The organism is Pontibacter coccineus (genome assembly GCF_030546575.1).
GTDB classification, from domain to species: Bacteria; Bacteroidota; Bacteroidia; order Cytophagales; family Hymenobacteraceae; genus Pontibacter; species Pontibacter coccineus.
On record NZ_JAUOTN010000007.1, the window covers coordinates 38,144 to 58,361 of the forward strand.

Consider the following 20,218-nt stretch of genomic DNA (forward strand, 5'->3'; position numbering starts at 1 on the left):
CTATGTACAAGAAGTTAATTGCCTTTTCAATAGCGGTAGTGATGATGGTCGCCTGTACGACGGTGCCGATCACAGGCCGCAGACAGCTGAGTCTCGTGTCAGACGCGCAGATGATGCAAATGAGTTACGACGCCTACGACCAGTTCCTGAAAGAGAACAAACTGTCGCGCGATGCACAGGCCACGGCCATGGTGAAGCGCACCGGGCAGCGCATCCAGCGTGCGGTGGAGCAGTACATGGCTGCCAACAACATGTCAGACCAGCTGCAGGGCTTTGCGTGGGAGCATAACCTGATCGAGGATGACCAGGTGAACGCCTGGGCCATGGCCGGCGGTAAGACTGTGACTTACACAGGTATACTGCCGATTGCCCAAAACGAAACAGGCCTTGCCGTAGTAATGGGACACGAGATCGCTCATGCGATTGCCAAGCACAGCAATGAACGCATGAGCCAGCAGTTGGCGCAGCAGTTCGGCGGACAGACACTTTCTGCCCTGGCCGGTTCACAGCCGGGTGTAGCTCAGCAATTGATTATGACAGCTTATAGTGCCGGTTCCTCATTAGGTATGCTGAAGTATGGACGTAACCAGGAGAGCGAAGCCGACCGTTTGGGACTGATCTTTATGGCCATGGCCGGTTACAACCCGCAGGAGGCGATCCCTTTCTGGGAGCGTATGGAAGCCAAGTCTGGCGGACAGGCACCACCAGAGTTCCTGAGCACGCACCCGAGCGCTGGTACACGTCGCGCTAACCTGCAGAGCTATATGCCGGAAGCGATGAAATACTACAAGAAATAATCACTAACCCGATAGACCTACATGACTCCATCACACTTAGCCAATGGCCGGCAGCTACTGCAGGCCTGCCTGCGCTGGTCGCTGGCCTTGTCCCTGATCCTGCTGGTAGCGGCTAGCTGTACGCGCCGCGAAGCTTTCCCGGAGGAAAGTGAAGAGGAGCCACTCGACGAAGAGGCCGGACCTAAGTATGACGGGCAACTGTTGGCACAGGTGGTGTTGGACGAGATCGATTTTGTCGTACCGCAGCAGGAGTTGGTGCAGCCTTTTATAAAGGAGTTTGGCAACGGCACCGTGGTGAACAAAGTGACAATCCATAAGGTGCAGGACAACAAGAACCTTCCTGCAACTTATTACCTGGTAGGTTTGGGCATGTACAACGGCTCTTTCCGCTCAATGGCACTGGAACTGGATATTGCTTCAGACAACAGCTTATACCTGAGCAGCAAGTCGGTGAAGCACATTTGCGAAGCCACTGCCGGCTGCGATTTCTGTTACTTCAACTTCGAGGATAACAGGATCACCGGCTGCCAGTGCTCGATCCGCGCCGCTGGTTACGACTGCCGCCATAAGGTGCAGGAAGGTAACACCATGCTGCAAGGTGTGCGGCTTAAAAATTCGAGACAGGAGTAGTTGCAGGTATAGCCACAAAAAAAAGCGGGCTGCCAGATATCTGGCAGCCCGCTTTTTTTTATTTGTGGTGATTTAAATAATTGTATCCCACATTGCTTCAAATTCTTCTTTAGTAATCACCTCCATATCTTCCAAATTGAAACTTACTGGAGAGTCACCAAATAAACCTCTTGGACAGTTTTTATCAGGCAAGGCAAAAACAACCCTGTTGTTTTTATCTAAACCAATCTCTCTTTTTATTTCTTGAGAATCTACCTCGAAGAGCCAAACTTGTGTTTGCGCAAGGGGCGTGAAATCTGATTTGAAATATTTTATTTCCAATGGAGGAAAGTATTGAAGTAAGAGCTTCAATCATTAACAATAAAGCAGAATTATTAAGAAACACTACTCTGCATGTTTCTTAATCTGATGCGCGTGAGGATCTTTTTGGTATACAGCGGGAAATCGCCCTTCATCATCCAGTCGTAGTAGCTTGGCTCTTTGCTTAGTACTTCCTCCACTGGAACATTGCGGTGCTTTCCGAAATTAAAGACTTCCTGCCCTGCATTGTTGTACACAATGCGGCCAGCCAGGTCAGCTGACTTCTCGAACGTGAACTTATGAAGCTGTCCCATGTCATTTTGGATAGGAGTTTCTTCTATACCTTCTGCTACTTCCACTACCGTGTTCTCGTAACGTTCCAGCTGTGCTTTCAGGATGTGGTAAGTCGCTACGGTATCAGCCTCGGCGCTGTGGGCGTTCTCCAGTGTTTTATTGCAGTAGTATTTGTAAGCCGCCGATAACGTACGCTTCTCCATCATGTGGAAAATACGGCAGGCATCCACCACATGGCGGTTGTCGATGTCGAAGTCTATACCTACCCGCAGAAATTCCTCGGCCAGCAACGGTATGTCGAAGCGCACTAGGTTGTAGCCACCCAGATCGCAGCCCTCCATAAACTGGTACAGGTTGCGGGCCACCTGCTGGAACGTAGGAGCGTCCTTTACATCCTCGTCGTAAATCTTGTGGATTAAACTCGACTCGAGCGGGATCGGCACGGTCGGGTTGATGCGACGGGTTTTGAGGATCTCTTCGCCGTTGGGCATCACTTTCAACACGCTGATCTCGACGATGCGGTCTTTGCAGATGTCGGTGCCGGTGGTTTCAAGATCGAAGAATACGATGGGGCGCTTCAGGTTCAATTGCATGGTTGGGTGGTTTAAAGAACCGCTTTTTTGAGCGCCTCCAGGTCAAGGTTTTGATAAGTGCCAGAGCTCATGAGCAGCAGGTTGGCGTTTTGCCAGTCCATGCCTTTCAGGTGCTCGAGCAGGGCGGTTGAGTCGGTGAACACCTGCAGCTTTGGATTGCCGAAAGCATGGCGCAGGTCTTCTTCTGAGAGCATTTCCATGCGCTTGTGCTCCACGGTTTTCGGGCTGAAGAACACGATCGGCACATCTGCTCTATCGAGTGAGCGCACATACTGTGGCAGGAAGTTCTTATTGAGGCTGCTGAAGGTATGCAACTCCACACAGGCCACCAGCTTGCGCTGCGGGTACTGTGCTTTCACGGCTTCGGTGGTCGCTTTCACTTTGGAAGGCGCGTGTGCAAAATCACGTAAAAGTACTGAGCTGCTGCTTTCGCCTAGTCTCTCCAGTCGTTTGGCCGCACCCTTAAAGGTTTTGAGCGCCTCGTAAAAGTCAGGTGCCTTGATACCAATCTTCTTACAGACTTCCTTCGCTGCACTGATGTTGCGGAGGTTGTGCTCCCCGAAAAGCGGGATCTCTATATCGCCCTCCTTTTTGGTATGCAGAATGGTTTTGCCGTTGATGATGCTATGCGGATGTACGGTATAGCCAATGTAGTTGATGTCGGCAGGGTTGCGTGGTACAGCCACCAACTGTACCTGCTCGTCGTCCTGGTTGTAGATGAGGGTACCGGCCTTTGGCGTCATCTCCGCGAAAATGCGGAACTGGTCGCGGTATACCTCCGGCGTCGGGAACACGTTGATGTGGTCCCAGCTGATACCGCTGATGACCGCGATGTGGTGGTGGTACAGGTGAAACTTCGGTACGCGCTTGATCGGGTCGGACAGGTACTCGTCTCCTTCGATGATGATGATCGGAGCGTCATCCGTGAGTCGTACCATGCGGTCGAAGCCCTCGAGTTGCGCGCCCACGGCATAGTCGAATAGGCGGTTGCAATGCTGGAGCACGTGCATGATGATGGAGGTGATGGACGTTTTGCCATGGCTACCACCGATCACGATGCGCTGTTTGTGCTTGCTCAGTTCATAAATGAAATCCGGGAAGGAGTAGACCGGTATACCCAGTTCCTGGGCACGAAGCAACTCCGGGTTATCGGCGCGGGCGTGCATCCCCAGGATCACGGCATCCGGGCGGTTGTCTAATTTTGCTGGAAACCAGCCTTCCTCGGCTGGCAGTATACCTGCAGCAGCCAGCCGGCTTTTGGCAGGCTCGTAGATCTCGTCGTCCGAGCCAGTCACTTTTATACCTTGATCGTGCAACGCCAGCGCAAGGTTGTGCATGATGCTACCCCCTGTGGCAATCAGGTGAATGTATTTAAAATCCGTTCTCTCCATAATCCGTGCTATGCATTTAGCGAACCGACAAAATTATAATTACTCAGCTAAATAAAAATAGCTATACGCTAATATGTGGATATCTTCCGTAATTTGTGGATTACTTGGGCGGCTTACTTTTTAAATTTGTGGTATGGAGGAGATGAAAATGAACGTGCGGCCAACTGGCAACCGCGGCACCTGGAGCAAAAAAGCCCCTGCCGTGGCAGAGTTGGGAAAAAAACCGCCGCAGGCACTAGATTTGGAGGAGGCCGTGTTAGGCGCTCTGATGTTGGAGAAGGATGCGCTGACCACGGTGATTGACATTCTGCGCCCCAACTCTTTTTACAAAGAAGCGCACCAACGCATATTTAAAGCGATCCTGGCCCTGTTCGACAAGTCAGAGCCGATCGATATCCTGACCGTAACACACGAACTGCGCGAGAACGGTGAGCTGGAACTGGCCGGTGGCGCTTACTACGTTACGCAGCTGACAACCCGCGTGAACTCGGCGGCCAACATTGAGTACCACGCCCGTATCATCACGGAAAATTCCATTAAGCGCGACCTGATCTCGATTTCCTCCGAAGTGCTTTCGAGCGCTTTTGAAGATACTACCGACGTATTCGAACTGCTTGACCGAACAGAGGCCAAGCTTTACGAAGTGTCCGAATCCAACATCCGAAAAAACTTCGACGACATGCGCTCTTTGATGCATGCCGCCATCAAGGAACTGGAAGAGAAACGCAAGCAAACCGACGGTCTGACCGGCGTACCAAGCGGTATGACGGCCCTGGACCGCGTGACTTCCGGCTGGCAGAAATCGGATTTGATCATCCTGGCGGCTCGTCCCGCGATGGGTAAGACGGCCTTCGTGCTTTCCTGCCTGCGCAATGCCGCCGTGGATTTTAAGAAGGGTGTAGCGATCTTCTCGCTCGAGATGTCCTCGCTGCAGCTGGTGAATCGTTTGATTTCCTCAGAGGCCGAACTCGATTCGGAGAAGATCAAGAAAGGCAGCCTGGAGGATTACGAATGGGCACAGCTGAACCATAAGATTTCCAAACTGACCGAAGCGCCGATCTTCATTGACGATACGCCAGGTCTTTCTATTCGTGAGCTCCGTACCAAATGCCGTCGACTCAAAGCGCAGTACGACATCCAGATGGTGATCATTGACTACCTGCAACTGATGAGCGGCAACGCTGACGGCAAGAGTGGGGGTAACCGTGAACAGGAGATTGCCTCCATTTCGCGGGCTATGAAAATGCTGGCCAAGGAGCTCAACGTGCCGGTAATTGCCCTCTCTCAGCTGAGCCGTGCCGTGGAAACCCGCGGCGGCGACAAGCGACCGCAGCTGTCTGACTTACGTGAATCCGGTTCCATTGAGCAGGATGCGGACATGGTGCTCTTCCTATACCGTCCGGAATACTACGGCATCACCGAAGACGAAATGGGCAACCCCACGGCTGGCGTAGGAGAGGTGATTATTGCCAAGCACCGTAACGGCTCCCTGGAGAACGTGCAGCTGAAGTTTATCGGTAAGTACACCAAGTTCACGAACCTGGACTCTGATTTTGGTGGAGACGGCGGCTTTAATGCCTTGCCTAACAGCAGCTTCGATGCTGAGACGCCAGGTGCCATCCGGTTGGGAAGCCGCATGAACGACGGCACTAAAGGTGGGGGAGGATTCCCAGCCTCTGGGTTTGATGACGAGCCCCCGTTCTAGGTTTTAAACAAAGATAAGTCTGACATAAGACCAAGGACGCTAAAAACAATTAACTATCGCTGGATAGGGTGCCTGCTTTAGCGTAGTGCTCACAGAGGTCCCTTGTGTCAGTAGAGATCCTAAAAAAGCCGCTGCGCCCCAGAGCCAGCGGCTTTTACATTTTACATCCATTCTACCTTTTCCTCGAGCGGCACTGTACGTTTGCCTTCTCCGGCAGATTCATCCGCATAGCCCAGGTATAGAATACCCAGCACGACATCCTCATCGCGCAGGTGGAGCATATCTTTCATAGGTGGTTGATAAGCCATGCCGCCGGAGCCCCAATAGCTAGCTATACCTAAGGCAGTAGCGCCCAGCAACAAGTTTTGGATGGCGCATGAAGTTGCAGCAATCTCCTCTAAAGCAGGAATTTTAGGCAAGTTGCCGCGTTGCATGTACGCCACGATCACATGCGAGGCCTGGTCGCCCATGTGCAGCAGTTTGTCATACTTTTGCTGCAGGAATTTCTCTTCTTCAGTATGCTTCTTGTACAGCTCAGCATGTGCTAGGCAGAAGTCCTGCACCTTGTCGCCGGCGTATACCTTGAAGCGCCAGGGCTCCGTGTGGCCGTGCGTAGGTGCCCAGTCGGCCAGCTCAAGCAGTTGTTTTATCTGATCGTCAGGTATATGCTGTCCGTTCATTTTGCCGGGCTTGGTCGTCCTGCGGTTCTTAATATTATTGCTTATCTCTGAGAATGATACGTTCATCGTGATTGATCTTTTATTTCCACAAAGGTACGGACATTGATCGCCCCTTCCCAATTTGCCTGTTTGCGGGGGTGGCTGATGCCGCCAACTTATATAAGAGCTTTTCGGAATTTATCAATATAGTACACGGATTTGGAAGTCCGCAGCGGCTTTGGGGTATAAGCATTGTAAGAGGCCAACCCCATCCTAACCTTTCCCTTTATCGAGGGACCCTGCCCCAAAGCAGGGGAAGGAGTTGTGCACGATTGTCATCCCCCTGCCTCCTTCGAAGGGGGACTCTACATTACTGTCGGTTTTTAGGAATAGCTTCTCAGGGACTGTCTTTAATTACTCCCACAGATTATACCCACCCCGCCCCTGCCGAGAAGGGAATTTCTGCCGCTGCTTCTTCATCGATATAAGCTTCGTGGTTTTTTTTACAGTACCGGTTCCAACCACCCCTCACCCCTCCTTATCCAAGGCGGGGAATCAGTTGCTGCCATTTCGAGGTATAACCCTTGTAGCTAATCACCCCTGGCAGGTATAGCAAGGCTAACTTGCCCCGAAGACTATGAAACGAATAGCTGTGCACGGTGCACCAACGACGATTTTGTGTTTGAGCGGTCAGCGAGTTTAAAAGCGTCTTGACTTTTTTGCTTACTTTTTGTGTCAAGACAGAAAGTGAGTGCCCGCCGCACAGGCGAAGCTACAAAGCAATAAAGGTTGCTATACCTGCAACTTGCAGTTGCAATAATGCCATGTAGGTATAGGTATAGCGAACCCTTCTGGAAGAAAGAACCGGGAGCATAAAAAATGGCTAGACTGCCGGCAGGAATACCCACCAACAATTTAGCCATTCAACAATTTAACAATTAAGCTTACCTCAATTTCAAATCCACTAAAATCTGCTCAATCTTCTGATTCAGCTGCTGGTCAACAGCATCAAAATCCTCCATAGAAGCCAGAGGCTCGTTTACGCTGATGTAGAATTTGATCTTCGGTTCGGTACCAGATGGACGGGCGGAGATCTTACTGCCGTCCTCGGTGAGGTACTGCAGCACGTTGGAGCTCTCCAGGCCCAGCTTCGATTCTTCTCCTGTAATCAGGTTTTTGCGGGTGCTGTGCTTGTAGTCACTTACCTCAAGCACTCTGGAGCCTGCGATGATCTGCGGTGGATTGGCGCGCATGTCGGCCATCATCTGCTGAATTTCCTCGGCACCACGCTGGCCTTTTTTGGTGAAAGACACCAACTCTTCTTTATAGAAACCATGTTGGGTATACATCTCCACCATCATCTCAAACAGACTCTGGCCTCTGTCTTTGGCTACTGCCGCCATTTCAGCGATCAGGGCGCAGGCCGAAATCGCGTCTTTGTCGCGCACGAAGTCACCGATCATGTAGCCATAGCTTTCCTCGCCGCCACCAATGTACAGTTCCTTGCCTTCCAGTTCGCGGATCTTCTCGGCAATGTATTTGAAGCCGGTCAGCGTCTCGTACATTTTCACGTTGTAGCTGTCAGCAATGTCCTTGATCAGGTCGGTGGTCACGATGGTCTTCACGATGAACTCCTTGCCCGTCAGTTTGCCTGCATTTTGCCAGGCTAGCAGGAGGTAGTTCATCAACAGAGCACCAGTTTGGTTGCCATTCAGCAACTCAAACTCTCTCTTCAGGTTTCGCACGGCTATACCTACGCGGTCCGAGTCCGGGTCGGTGGCCATTACCAAGTCGGCGTCTATTTCCACAGCCTTTTTCAGCGCCAGGGTCATCGCCTCTTTCTCTTCCGGGTTGGGGTAAACCACCGTCGGGAAGTTGCCATCTGGCGTGGCCTGCTCTTCTACAATGTGCACATTGGTGAAGCCAAAGCGCTTGAGCACTTCGGGTACCAGCGTTATACCTGTGCCGTGTATGGAAGAGAACACGATTTTGAGGTCGTGCTGGTTGCGGATAGCCTCCTGCGAAATGGACAGGCTCTGCACTTTGGCCATATAGGCCTCGTCCATCTCCTGGCCAAGCATATGGATATTGCCAGATTTTGCTTCCCACTTTACTTCATCGATGGAAGTGATTTTGTTAACCTCGGCGATGATGTTCTTGTCATGCGGCGTAGTTACCTGCGCGCCGTCATTCCAGTATACCTTGTAGCCGTTGTACTCTTTTGGGTTGTGCGAAGCGGTAACCACCACACCGCTGTGGCAGCCAAGGTGACGAATGGCAAAGGAAAGTTGCGGGGTAGGGCGGAGGGCCTCAAACAGGTATACCTCGATGTCGTTGGCTGAGAAGATATCGGCGGCGATGCGGGCAAACACGTCGGAGTTGTTGCGACAGTCGTGGGCGATGGCCACTTTTACGCGCTCACCTGGAAAGTTCTGCTTCAGGTAGTTGCAAAGTCCTTGCGTGGCCATACCCAGGGTATAGCGGTTCATGCGGTTGCTGCCAGCCCCCATGATGCCGCGCAGACCACCTGTGCCAAACTCCAGGTCTTTGTAAAAAGCGTCGGCCAGCCCCTCGTGCTCGTTGCGCTCCAGTAAGCCGTTTATCTCTGATTTGGTTGCCTCGTCGTAGTTGCCGCTCAGCCAAGCGTCTATTTTGTGCTGTATAGCTGGTTCAATCATAGTTTTCGTAATGTATGTATTGATGATAATGTCGATTGTAATTGATGTATTATGGTAATTTGTACTATGGCGCGAGCGTCCTCGCTCGTGTCTGGTATAGTGAGGCCTTTGGCCTCGTTGTCAGGTAAAGCTGCCGATATGATTATGCCTAAACCTATACCTGACGTAGCTTCCGTATTGCTATACCTAACTTGCCTTGCTTTGTAGCTTGGCCTGTCCGGCCGGGACCTACTTTTTTTCTTGATAAAAAAAGTAGGCAAAAAAATCAAGATTCCCCAAACTCGCTGAACGCTCAAACAGTGGGTAATCATTTTTGTGCACCTGGCACCGCTGTCTGCTGCATAGTGCAAGGGGCAAGTGAGTCTTTCTATACCTGCCAGGGGTACGTTGAACTATAAGGCCTATACCTCTGGATTAGCAGCTGCTACCATTCCCCTCTTGAGAGGGATAGGGGTGTGTCAATTATTTGCGAAAATCCTGAAAATCCTGATTCTAACAACCACCAAATCACTCACTCGCTAATTCATTCACTAACTCTTCCACCTCCCTACGCCACAAAAAATCACACCAGTCCCTCGCTTACCGCATAGCGGTTTTAAGAACTGGTGTGCTATAGTTATATCAAAACAGAGGTATCTAACACGGGTTACACCGTGCTATACTTTGCTTGCCGACTAAAGGTTACCACGCAACGCCTGCTCACGCTCGATGGCTTCGAACAAGGCCTTGAAGTTGCCTTTACCGAACGATTTGGCGCCTTTGCGCTGGATGATTTCGTAAAAAACGGTCGGTCTGTCTTCTACTGGTTTAGTAAAGATCTGTAACAGATAGCCTTCATCGTCACGGTCAACCAGGATGTTGAGTTTGCGCAGGTCGGCCATGTCTTCGTCGATGTGGCCGATGCGCTCCATCAGGTCTTCGTAGTAGGTTTCCGGTACACGCAGGAACTCCACGCCACGGCGGCGCAGCTCGGCAACGGTATGCAGAATGTCGTTGGTGGCAACGGCGATATGCTGCACACCAGCACCACGGTAGAATTCCAGGTACTCGTCAATCTGTGACTTTTTCTTGCCCTCAGCCGGCTCGTTGATCGGGAATTTGATGTAGCCGTTGCCGTTTGATACTACTTTAGACATCAGGGCGGTATACTCCGTGCTGATATCGTTGTCGTCGAAAGTGAGCAGCAGCTTGAAGCCCATCACATCTTCGTAGAACTTCACCCACTCGTTCATACGGCCCAGCTCTACGTTACCTACGCAGTGGTCCACATACCTGAGGCCTACCGGCTCAATGTCGAGCTCGCTCTGGCGCGGCACATAACCCGGCATGAACACGCCGCTGTAATTTTTGCGCTCCACAAAGGTATGGATGGTATCGCCGTAGGTATGGATGGAGGCTACTTTCACTTCGCCATGCTCGTCGGTCAATGTTTTTGGCTCCAGGGCCGGTTTTGCGCCACGACCTACCGTCTCACGGAAAGAGGCTTCGGCATCGTCTACCCACAGGGCCAGCACTTTCACGCCGTCGCCGTGCAGGTGCACATGCTGGGCAATGTCTGAGTTGGGATCCAGCGAAGTAGTCAGCACCAGGCGGACTTTCTCTTGCTGCACCACATAAGAGGCGCGATCCCGCACACCGGTTTCTGGACCGGCGTAGGCTACCAGCTTAAAGCCGAAAGCCGTCTGATAGAAGTGAGCGGCCTGCTTGGCGTTACCCACATAAAACTCAATATGGTCGGTGCCGTTCAGGGGCAGAATATCTGTTGCCATAGGTATAGGTATGGTTTATTTCATGTATTCTGTAAAAATACAGCTTTTATACGTTTATCAAAACCCAGTAAGGGCCGCAGCAAATTATCATTGTTTATTCTTGCAATTACTACGGCATGTTTCCAACTTTGTAAAAAACAGAACGACGCTATGAACGCAAATGCACTGAACAGTTCGCTGGTGGCTATCATCAGCAAGAAAGAAGAACTGAATGCGCTGGACTACAACGACGAGCGCTACGACGATATGGAAGAGGAACTCCACGATATGGAAGACGATTTCAACGAGGAGTACGGCGACTACCTGGAAGATGCTTTGGAAGAAGTACACGGCAAGCTGCGCTCTGATGCTGACATCCTGCTGCCTACTGCCTACCTGGCCAATACGCTGGAAGGTGGCATCCTGAATGCCAATGGCGAGAAAGAAGGTGTTTGGGTAGAGTCAGATGAGTTTCCGGGTACAGAGATGCGCCTGGTCCTAACGGCCAACCCTGCCCGCTTCGTGGTGCTGATCGGCGACCAGGAGCGTGAGCTTTGGAAAGCTGAGTAAGGTATAGCTTGAGAAGAAAGTAGCAGGCTGCAGTCTGCTTTGTGATAGAACCACACGTGCTCTTAGCAATGAAGGGCGCGTGTGGTTTTTTCGTTTCCAGCTGTAGGTATAACGTTGCTCCTAATACGTGATATAAATTCAGGAACTATAGTCTATACCTGTGTTTGCATTAACAGAGGTGATAACATAGTTGCTTAGCTTGTAGAACCATAGAATAAAAACTATATTGGTATTGCGCTATGGAAGTAGTGGGAATTGAAGGCTGCCAAGGGAATAAAAGCTATAAAAATTAGTAACGATACTCCATTCATAGTGCAGATAGTAGGAGTAGGTATTCCTGCTATACAATAGTTGGCGGTAACATTAATTAAAGAAATGAAGCATTTTGTTTTACTACTGATTGTTTTGCTTTGTCTTTCATCCTGCAGTAAAACAGAAAAATATCAAATTAATGGGGTGGAGTATGCTATGACTCCTGTTGACAGTTCACCTAATTACCTTGTTGAAAGCCCAAGCTTCTCTGGTGTAGTATTCGATAAGCAGAAAAGACCATACACAGATGTTTTTACATTGAGAATGCTTGTGAGACCTACACAAGAAGAAAAAGTAACTGCTTTCACACCGTCACTCGAAGAAATTATCGAAGCTGAGAAAATCCTAAAGAGATGTGTGGAAATAGATAAAATAGGTGTTGACAGTATGGAGATATGGGATGGTGCTATTAGAGAGCTGCCACTTTACAGGAGGCAGTACTTTGGAGCCATCAATGGGAAAGGGCAGAAGCTGATATGGATAAACTGTTTCTCTAAAGAATCAGACTTCATAAAGTTTGATTGGAGAACTGAAGCGGTATCTGTAGACGATGGAGGTGACTGGTTCTTTAACATAGTCACTAACATTGATACACATGAATGCTATGGGTTCTTCAGAAACTCTATAGGCGGGTAGAAAAATAGCTTCCGCCAACAAAGTGCAGCTTTAACCCTCGCTATGCTTCGGGCTTCTGCTGCACGAGCACGTTAGATGGTCATTATTGAACGACATTCAACACAATAAATCAAAAACATAAAATCTATGCTGATTGACAACTTTAATAAAACCATTGATATATGGCTTGACGAATTACAACATTACAGCATAGACAAATTACTTGCAAAACCTGATACTACAAGTTGGTCAATGGGACAACTATATGTGCACTTAATTGAAGAAACAAACTGGTATTTTGAACAAGTTGAATTGTGCTTTGGTAATAAAGAGAACACTGCTCAAACAATGAAAGAAAGTGCAAAATCAATGTTTCAAAACAACTCGTTCCCTAATGAAAAAATCAAAGTCGACCACTCCATTTCAGACGATGAGAAACAACCTGCTGACTGGCAGACATTACACGTAGATTTTAAAAAATTAAAAAAAGATGGAAATGAAATTTGGTTGAAAATTGAAAAGGTGGCAACTCCCGGTAAATCAGAGCATCCTGGCCTTGGGTTTTTTGGCCCATTAGAGTGGTTTCAGTATGCAGAGATGCATATGCGACATCACTTAATACAGAGAGGACGAATTGACAACTTTCTAAAAACAATGATAGTCACCTAAGAATAGAGCCGTTACCGGTACCACGACAAATAACCTCCTCAAACCAAAATGAAAGTACATACCACCAATTACTTTGACACTTTTATCGAAGTGGCGGAGGACACTAAAGCGGCTTGTGGCATAAAACCACCGTCTAAAGGCGAAAAAAAGACGATTGCCGAAATGCAGTATGATAGGATCGCCAAGCATCCGTACAGGTACACTTCTGACGAGGTATTATTCCAGGTTTTTGCAGACAGAAACGATCTGGCCGAAGCCGAATACGATCAGGCCAGAGCACAGTTTTTCTCAAAGGGACAAGCCTGCTTCAGGGCATCGCCTTTGACCAAAACGTACGGTTTTGGTGTTCATTGCGATAGTGATGGGAAAATGGCGATCTACGGAGTAGAAACGGCAGAATACGGGGAATTTGTGGCCGACAAAAACCTAAAGAAAGTAAAGGCCATGAAATCGAGCAGAAAATGAAATCAATTTTTGACAAGCCGGCCCGGGACGGAATTATTGAAAGAATCGCTTCAATAAACGCGGACTGCAGCCCTCAATGGGGTAAAATGAATGTTTACCAAATGGTCGGGCACAACACCTAATGGAACGGGTGGATCTTGGGGAAAGACAGCTTGGGAAAGGACAGCCATATCTACAAGCAGGCTTTTGTGGGTAAAGTTTTTGGGAAAATAGCCTTGCGGAAAATGATAAAGGATGCAAAGCCTTTTGATCAGAACATACCAACTTCCTCCCAATTCAAAGCCAAGGAGGAGAGTGGAGACCTGGAAGCTGAAAAACTGAAATGGATTTCGTTAACGCAGGCTTATGAAAACTATCACAATCCAGCCTTCATACATGATTTCTTTGGAAAGATGACGAAGGAACAGATTGGTATTTTAGTTTACAAACATTCTGATCATCATTTGAGGCAATTTGGTGTATAAGCAAACAAGGCCCGTCTATCGTCAATAATGTAAATACAGGTATCATCTCTATTAATTTATCCACTATGTCCTCACTTATCACAGCACAAGAACTATCTGAGCTACTGTCTAAAAGCAATCTGGTATTGATCGATGCCCGCTCCGGCCCCAATGGCAGGGCAAAATACGAACAGGAACACCTGGCCGGGGCACTGCACGTCGACCTGGACAAAGACCTGGCGGACATTAAGCCAGACGCAGCCCAAGGTGGACGACACCCACTGCCGGACCCGGAAAAATTTGCGGAGTTGCTGGGGCGCCTGGGTATAGCGCATGGCAGCCATGTGGTGGTTTACGATGACATGAGCGGTGCCAACGCCGCTTCCCGATTCTGGTGGATGCTGCGGGCTGCCGGACACACACAAGTGCAGGTGCTCAATGGCGGCTTTCAGGCAGCTTTGGCGGCCAGTATACCTGTGAGCAGCGAAGAAGAACAAGTAACATCAGCAGAGCCTTATCCTTTCAAGGCATGGGAACTACCATCTATCCAGATGGAGGAGGTTGCCAAGGCCGTGAAGGACCCGAACTACCTGGTAGTGGATGTGCGGGATGCAGCCCGCTATCGTGGCGAGACCGAACCAATTGACCTGGTAGCCGGACATATTCCGGGGGCTGTCAACATTCCATTTCAGCAAAACCTTGCTGCTGATGGTACCTACTTATCGCCTGAAGTGCTGCGGGAGAAATACGAAGCCGTATTGGACGGTCGCGATATGGAACACGTGGTGGTACATTGCGGGTCTGGCGTCACAGCCTGCCACACGGCACTGGCCATGGATTATGCCGGTCTGGGTATACCGACGCTCTATGTGGGCTCATGGAGTGAATGGTCGCGCAACGACCGCCCGATCGGAACAAGGGCCTAAGGTATAGGCATAAATGAAGAGCGGCTGCTGAAACTAATTCAGCAGCCGCTCTTCATTTAGCAGGTATAGCGCTTAGTAGCCCAGCTTCTGGCGCACGCGCTCCAACACCGGCATAGCGATGGCTTTGGCCTTTTCAGCGCCTTCCAGTAGTTTCTTATCTATTTCGGGCAGGTTGTTCATGTAGTAGTTGAACAGCTCACGCTCTTTGGCAAATTTACGCACGATCAGCTCATAGAGCGCCTGCTTGGCATGACCGTAGCCGTAGCCACCGTTCTGGTAGTTGTGGCGCATCTGCAGGATCTCCTCCGGCGATGCCAGCAAACTGTAAAGCTTAAACGTGGTGTCCTCGTCCGGATCTTTCGGGTCCTCCAGCGGGGTGCTGTCTGTTACGATGCTCATGATCGTTTTGCGCAATGGCTTATCGGCCTCAAATATGTCGATGATGTTGCCGTACGACTTGCTCATCTTCTCCCCGTTTATGCCCGGCACGGTCATCACCGTTTCGTCCGTCTTCGCCTCCGGCAGCACAAAGGTATCGCCGTAGATGTGGTTGAACGAACTGGCAATGTCGCGGGTGATTTCGAGGTGCTGCACCTGGTCTTTACCCACGGGTACGATGTTGGCGTCATACATGAGGATGTCAGCCGCCATCAGCACCGGGTAGGTGAACAAACCAGCGTTTACATCAGCCAATCCTCTGCGGCTCGACTTGTCCTTGAACGAGTGCGCGTTGGCCAGCATCGGGAAAGGAGCGTAGCAGTTGAGGTACCAGGTTAGCTCGGTTACCATCGGCACGTCCGACTGGCGGTACAAGATGTGTTTATCAGTGTCGAAGCCACAGGCCAGCCAGGCGGCGGCTACCGAGTAGGTGTTGTGGCGTAGCACCTGTGGGTCGCGGATAGTAGTAAGGGAGTGCAGGTCGGCTATAAAGTAAAGCGCCTGCTCCTGCGATGCCTTCGAAAGTTCGATGGCGGGGAGGATAGCACCCAGCAGGTTGCCCAAATGCGGACGGCCTGTGCTCTGTATGCCCGTAAGGTATCGTGCCATAGTCGGGGAAATGGTTTACAATTGCAAAAATAACGCAAATTGCTGAAAACACGCCTAGCCCGACTACGACAATTCTATACCTGGTGCTTTAAAGTTTCTTGAGGGAGTGGTTTTTTGAGCTCTCCACCTCGTCCTGCGTTTTGGTAAGCAGCTTCACTTCCGTGTCGCTCACCTGCAGGAAATACATCGGGTCGATGTCTCCGGCGGTGGGGATAAGCTGCAGCACCACGGCGTCGGGGTTTTGCTTGTTGCCTTTGGCCAGGAACCACTTGCCGCTGCTGTTCACCACACTCTTGTCTGCCGGCTTGCCCATGAAGATTTGCTTCATCGTGAACGAGCCTTTGGAGTCGCCATTCAGGGTAAGTTCCGTCTTAATGCCTTGGCAGTCCTTGCAGGCCAGGGTGCCCCGAAAAGTACCGCTGGGTGATGCTAATACGGGAGCCTCCTCCGGAGCGGGTTCTGCGGCGGCTGTGGCCTCGGCTTTTGTAGGTTTGGCTTTGCTTTTAGCAGGGGCCTTTGCTGTCGTTTTCTTGCCACCGGCACGGTTTTCTTCGAGCCACTCCTGGTAGCTTTTACCAGACTGTGCCTGTACTTGCTGCAAACCCAGGGAGAGGGAGAATAGGACGAAAAGGGTGATTATTGCTTTCATGTCGTTTCGTGTTTGTCGTTCGGGGTGATCTTAACAGAAAATATACCAGTTTTTCAGAAGCACGTTTCTAACCAGCCTATTTCTGATTTAACTGTTGAAAATATAATTTATTGTGTGCTGTAGCAACGGCATTGCAGGAGCGGTTGCCACCTGCCTTGTGCCCGGATGTGAAATACGAAAGCAGTGCTGCGGGGTTGGGGACAAACCAGAGGAAGAGTACGAATTGCACCAATTTGTCGCCATGTGTTACCCATTCCCCTGAAAAAGGAAATGACCAGGCGCTTCACTTAAGAGCGGGTACCCAGCCATTCAAAAAAAATCAAATCAAATCTTATAGTTCAAAGTCAATTACATCATAGGCTTGCTCAGGGTTAAGTAAAAAAATCAATCAATCTTGTATCTTCTAGGCTGTTGCCAGCTTTTTATTTTTCTGCGACCGGTATAACCTGTTCAGGTTGCTCACCACAATGGCTACAAGGATCAGCGCCACGCCCAGCCACTGCACCGTCCATACCTCTTCCTGAAGCACCAGGTACGACATGGCTACCGCCACCGGCAGCTCCGCCGAACTCAGGATGGCACTTAACGCCAGGCCGGTTTTAGGTATACCGTAGGCAAAGAACAGCGGCGGAATAACGGTGCCAAACACACCCAGGAGCAGGCCCCACTTGAGCAGCCCGTCTCCTAACGCGCCATTAAACAGGAACATCGGCGGAAAAATGCTCAGCACCAGTATGGTTGAGCCTGTCAGCAGGAGCGCGCTTTTGGTGGTCGGGTGCAGGTGGTTACCAGCCGCACCATTGATCATCAGGAATACAGAATAACAAACGGCCGCCAGCAGTCCAAAGCCGATGCCTGCCAGGTCGAAGTCAGGTAGAGTGCCTGAGAAAAGTCTGCCTGCCATGGCCGTACCCACCAGCACCAGCAGCACCATGATGACTTGCGAGGGCTGTGGCATTTTGCGCTTGATCACCGCTTCCAGCAGCAGGCTGATCCAGGTAAACTGCATCAGCAGCAGAATAGCGATAGAAGCCGGCACTGCCTGCACACACTTGTAGTAGAAGATGCTCACCATGCCCGTGCTAGTGCCCATGGCCACCAGCTTCAGTTTGTCCATGGTTGAAACGCCGAGGGTGCGGTGACCCATTAAGTGACGTACCAATACGATGCCCCAAAGAATAACGAAGCCGAAGAAGACCTGCGTGCCGGTCACGTCACCCAAGGTAAAGCCTTCCTGATAAGCCAGTTTTACGAATGTAGATAGTATGCCGAAGCTACACGCTCCGAGAAATACCAAAAGGATTCCTCTGAACATAGATGTCCCTTTAGAAAATGAAATAAATAAACAAGGTATAGGAGCGGGCTACACAGGCCCAATTTCAGGAATGGCAGCTGTTAGAGGTCGTGCAGGACGTACCCCGTAATGAAAATCTGTGTATGTGCTAAGTGTGCAGCCATTTTGTATTGCAAGACCGCAAAGATAGGGCTGTATTCGATTTAAATCAAATTTATTGTAACACAGGCTATTCTTCGCTCTCTTCGGCAGCTGTCTCTATCAGTGCTTCGGCGGTGCGGTGGCCCAGGTAACCGTCTATCAGATAGTGCGCTAGGTATAGGAGCGGCGTGAGGGCGATGGCAATGAAAAATTTATAAATGTAATTGATCGCCGCCACCGACATCACCAGCGAAATCGGCCAGTTTCCGAAAACGTAGAAGGCCACAAAAAGCACCACGACACTGTCAATCAGCTGCGACACCAGCGTAGAGCCTGTCGCCCGCAGCCAGATCATGCGGCTGCCCGTGAAGCCCCGCAGCCAGTGAAACACGGTAGCATCCAAAAACTGTGAGATCAGAAAAGCCACCAGCGAACCGATGATGATGCCCAGGCCCTGCCGATAAACAGAGTTGAAAGCATAATCGATGTTGAAGGGATTGCCGGCTGCATCCTGATTATTGAGCTCCAGCCAGAACGGGGCCGGTGGCAAACCTGTCACGACCGTGATCACCAGGAAAGCATACAGAATCAGCACCACCGTCAGGATACTGATTTTTTTGACACCCTCCTTGCCAAAGTATTCGTTGATGATGTCGGTCGTCACGAACACGACCGGCCAGATGATGACGCCCGCTGTGAGGTTAAAGTCGAACTTTTCGCCCATGAGGCCGATCTGGGCACCGGGCATACCAAAGAGGGCCTCCGCCGAAAAGATCTTTACACCGATCAGCTCAGCCAGCAGGGCGTTGGCCAGAAAGATGCCGCTCAGGACAAGGAACAGGTTCGTGCGTTTTTTCCCGGGGGAAGGAGTTGCCGCCATAGGTATAGAAATGGTGCAGCAAGATAGCGATTTTGCAATTAAGAATTCTGCAGCTGAAGGAAGTACCCTGGCTTATTCCTGCACGCAGAAAATACTGCCTTCCACGGCCAGATCTGTTTTCGGGAACACTTCCTTTGCCTCTTCCAGCAGCGGTGTCAGGTCTTTGTAGCGCACCGAAAAGTGACCGAGCAGCAGGTGGCGTACCTGCGCGGCGGCAGCCATTTCGGCGGCTTGTCGGGCGGTGCTGTGGAAGGTATAGTGGGCCCGCTCACGCAGCTCGTCCGTAAAGGTGGCTTCGTGGTAGAGCAGGTCGACACCCCGCAGGTAGGGGAGGATGTCGGGCTTATACCTGCTGTCGGCGCAGTAGGCATAGCTGCGGCTGCGCTTGGGCTCCAGTGTTACCACGGAGTTGCGCACCAGCACCTGGCCCTGTTCGTCGTGCACGTCCTCACCCCACTTCAGGCGCACAAGCTGCGGCGGCGTCAGGAAGCCGGGCAGGTTCTCTTTGATCAGCGGACGCGGCTTGGGCTTTTCGCGGAACAGAAAACCACAGCAGGGGACGCGGTGCTCCATGGGGATGGTATGCACCGTAATCTTCTTGTCTTCGTAAATTTTGCGGTAAAGGCCAGTGTCCAGCTCATGAAAAGTAAGCTTGTAGCACAGGTTAGTGCCGGAGTATTTGAGCTGTAGGCTAAGGATTTCGGAGAGGCCAGGAGGGCCGAAGAGGTGCAGGGGCTGCTGGCGGCCCTGCAGGTGCATGGTAGAAAGCAGACCTGCCAGACCAAAGTAATGGTCGCCGTGCAGGTGGCTGATGTAGATGTTAGAAATGCGCTGATGCTTTATTTTGTAAAGCATCAGCTGCATTTGGGTTCCTTCTCCGCAATCAATCAGATGAAGCTGATTGTCGATGGTCAGCAATTGGGCGGTATGGTGCCGGTTTGCCGAGGGTGTGGCCGACGAACTGCCGAGTATCCTGAGTTCGAAATCCACAAAGTAGGTTTAGCTAGTCTTCCTTGTTGGTCAGGTCCTGCTCGATCTCGTGCAGAAACACGCGGTCGATCGCCTCTTCCACCGTAGGAAGGATGTTAAGCACAGACTCCAGTTTGGAGATCGTGATCAGTTTCATCACATGGTCCTGCAGGCTGGTCAGAATCAGCAATCCGTTTGAAGAGTTGCAAAGTCTGTTGGCGATCAGGATAGAGCTCAGGCCTGAAGAGTCAGTATATTTTACGTTATTGAGGTCAAGAATCAGGTTGGTGATCCCTTCGGCATTCAATTTCACGAACTCAGATTTTAAATCCGGAGCGATTGAAGTATCTAGTTTCTTCTCGTCTATCGTGATAATCGTGTAGTTTTCTTTCTTATCAATCGTGTACTTCATAGATCTACCAGTAAAGGATTTAAACGCGAAT

General features: G+C 50.5%; 21 protein-coding genes. 9 read left to right on the plus strand and 12 right to left on the minus strand.

Features of this window, described 5'->3' with window-relative positions; all coding sequences use genetic code 11:
- Window positions 1-2: 2 nt before the first annotated feature.
- Both Q4E40_RS15740 and Q4E40_RS15745 read left to right on the plus strand, forming a co-directional pair.
- On the plus strand, window positions 3-797 hold the full coding sequence (locus Q4E40_RS15740) for a M48 family metallopeptidase (protein WP_303413509.1): 795 nt from the start codon (window positions 3-5) through the stop codon (window positions 795-797).
- A gap of 21 nt (window positions 798-818) precedes the next feature.
- Window positions 819-1,427, plus strand: a complete 609-nt coding sequence (locus tag Q4E40_RS15745; RefSeq protein ID WP_303413510.1) for a hypothetical protein — start codon at window positions 819-821, stop codon at window positions 1,425-1,427.
- Window positions 1,428-1,499: 72 nt separating this feature from the next.
- On the opposite strand, the gene Q4E40_RS15750 is transcribed toward Q4E40_RS15745, so the two are convergent.
- From Q4E40_RS15750 to Q4E40_RS15760, 3 genes are read right to left on the minus strand one after another with little or no spacing between them, the layout of a single operon-like run.
- Window positions 1,500-1,748 (minus strand): hypothetical protein, encoded by a 249-nt coding sequence (locus tag Q4E40_RS15750; RefSeq protein ID WP_303413511.1) that lies wholly within the window; start codon window positions 1,746-1,748, stop codon window positions 1,500-1,502.
- 53 nt (window positions 1,749-1,801) lie between these two features.
- Complete coding sequence (locus tag Q4E40_RS15755) at window positions 1,802-2,614, minus strand: 3'-5' exonuclease (protein WP_303413512.1); 813 nt, start codon at window positions 2,612-2,614, stop codon at window positions 1,802-1,804.
- An 11-nt stretch (window positions 2,615-2,625) separates the two neighbouring features.
- Window positions 2,626-4,005: a UDP-N-acetylmuramate--L-alanine ligase gene (locus tag Q4E40_RS15760; RefSeq protein ID WP_303413513.1), complete on the minus strand. Its 1,380-nt coding sequence runs from the start codon at window positions 4,003-4,005 to the stop codon at window positions 2,626-2,628.
- Between the two features lie 133 nt (window positions 4,006-4,138).
- Between Q4E40_RS15760 and dnaB the strand changes: the two genes are divergently transcribed.
- Window positions 4,139-5,710, plus strand: a complete 1,572-nt coding sequence (gene dnaB, locus Q4E40_RS15765; protein WP_425475179.1) for a replicative DNA helicase — start codon at window positions 4,139-4,141, stop codon at window positions 5,708-5,710.
- 161 nt (window positions 5,711-5,871) lie between these two features.
- On the opposite strand, the gene Q4E40_RS15770 is transcribed toward dnaB, so the two are convergent.
- The 3 genes from Q4E40_RS15770 to hppD form a co-directional block, all read right to left on the minus strand.
- Window positions 5,872-6,456: a nitroreductase family protein gene (locus Q4E40_RS15770; RefSeq protein WP_303413514.1), complete on the minus strand. Its 585-nt coding sequence runs from the start codon at window positions 6,454-6,456 to the stop codon at window positions 5,872-5,874.
- Between the two features lie 857 nt (window positions 6,457-7,313).
- On the minus strand, window positions 7,314-9,047 hold the full coding sequence (locus Q4E40_RS15775) for a phospho-sugar mutase (protein WP_303413516.1): 1,734 nt from the start codon (window positions 9,045-9,047) through the stop codon (window positions 7,314-7,316).
- 674 nt (window positions 9,048-9,721) lie between these two features.
- On the minus strand, window positions 9,722-10,816 hold the full coding sequence (hppD, locus tag Q4E40_RS15780) for a 4-hydroxyphenylpyruvate dioxygenase (protein WP_303413517.1): 1,095 nt from the start codon (window positions 10,814-10,816) through the stop codon (window positions 9,722-9,724).
- Window positions 10,817-10,966: 150 nt separating this feature from the next.
- On the opposite strand from hppD, the gene Q4E40_RS15785 reads away from it, so the two are divergent.
- The 6 genes from Q4E40_RS15785 to Q4E40_RS15810 all read left to right on the plus strand — a co-directional run bounded on the left by Q4E40_RS15785 (window position 10,967) and on the right by Q4E40_RS15810 (window position 14,795).
- The gene (locus tag Q4E40_RS15785; protein ID WP_253403204.1) at window positions 10,967-11,365 is read left to right on the plus strand and encodes a hypothetical protein; all 399 of its coding nucleotides are present in this window, start codon (window positions 10,967-10,969) and stop codon (window positions 11,363-11,365) included.
- 375 nt (window positions 11,366-11,740) lie between these two features.
- Complete coding sequence (locus Q4E40_RS15790) at window positions 11,741-12,313, plus strand: hypothetical protein (RefSeq protein ID WP_303413518.1); 573 nt, start codon at window positions 11,741-11,743, stop codon at window positions 12,311-12,313.
- Between the two features lie 126 nt (window positions 12,314-12,439).
- The gene (locus Q4E40_RS15795) at window positions 12,440-12,961 is read left to right on the plus strand and encodes a hypothetical protein (RefSeq protein ID WP_303413519.1); all 522 of its coding nucleotides are present in this window, start codon (window positions 12,440-12,442) and stop codon (window positions 12,959-12,961) included.
- A 48-nt stretch (window positions 12,962-13,009) separates the two neighbouring features.
- Window positions 13,010-13,426, plus strand: a complete 417-nt coding sequence (locus Q4E40_RS15800; protein WP_303413520.1) for a DUF6157 family protein — start codon at window positions 13,010-13,012, stop codon at window positions 13,424-13,426.
- A 152-nt stretch (window positions 13,427-13,578) separates the two neighbouring features.
- On the plus strand, window positions 13,579-13,890 hold the full coding sequence (locus Q4E40_RS15805) for a DUF1569 domain-containing protein (RefSeq protein WP_303413521.1): 312 nt from the start codon (window positions 13,579-13,581) through the stop codon (window positions 13,888-13,890).
- Between the two features lie 65 nt (window positions 13,891-13,955).
- Window positions 13,956-14,795, plus strand: coding sequence for a sulfurtransferase (locus tag Q4E40_RS15810; protein WP_303413522.1), 840 nt, complete (start codon window positions 13,956-13,958; stop codon window positions 14,793-14,795).
- 72 nt (window positions 14,796-14,867) lie between these two features.
- Here Q4E40_RS15810 and trpS read toward each other — a convergent pair whose 3' ends face one another.
- The 6 genes from trpS to Q4E40_RS15840 form a co-directional block, all read right to left on the minus strand.
- Window positions 14,868-15,842 (minus strand): tryptophan--tRNA ligase, encoded by a 975-nt coding sequence (trpS, locus tag Q4E40_RS15815; protein WP_303413523.1) that lies wholly within the window; start codon window positions 15,840-15,842, stop codon window positions 14,868-14,870.
- 88 nt (window positions 15,843-15,930) lie between these two features.
- Complete coding sequence (locus tag Q4E40_RS15820) at window positions 15,931-16,491, minus strand: copper resistance protein NlpE N-terminal domain-containing protein (RefSeq protein ID WP_303413525.1); 561 nt, start codon at window positions 16,489-16,491, stop codon at window positions 15,931-15,933.
- A 403-nt stretch (window positions 16,492-16,894) separates the two neighbouring features.
- The gene (locus tag Q4E40_RS15825; RefSeq protein WP_303413527.1) at window positions 16,895-17,806 is read right to left on the minus strand and encodes an EamA family transporter; all 912 of its coding nucleotides are present in this window, start codon (window positions 17,804-17,806) and stop codon (window positions 16,895-16,897) included.
- 208 nt (window positions 17,807-18,014) lie between these two features.
- The gene (locus tag Q4E40_RS15830; protein ID WP_303413528.1) at window positions 18,015-18,806 is read right to left on the minus strand and encodes a queuosine precursor transporter; all 792 of its coding nucleotides are present in this window, start codon (window positions 18,804-18,806) and stop codon (window positions 18,015-18,017) included.
- A gap of 72 nt (window positions 18,807-18,878) precedes the next feature.
- Window positions 18,879-19,796, minus strand: a complete 918-nt coding sequence (locus Q4E40_RS15835) for a ribonuclease Z (protein ID WP_303413530.1) — start codon at window positions 19,794-19,796, stop codon at window positions 18,879-18,881.
- Between the two features lie 13 nt (window positions 19,797-19,809).
- Complete coding sequence (locus tag Q4E40_RS15840; protein WP_007657896.1) at window positions 19,810-20,187, minus strand: STAS domain-containing protein; 378 nt, start codon at window positions 20,185-20,187, stop codon at window positions 19,810-19,812.
- Window positions 20,188-20,218 lie beyond the last annotated feature (31 nt).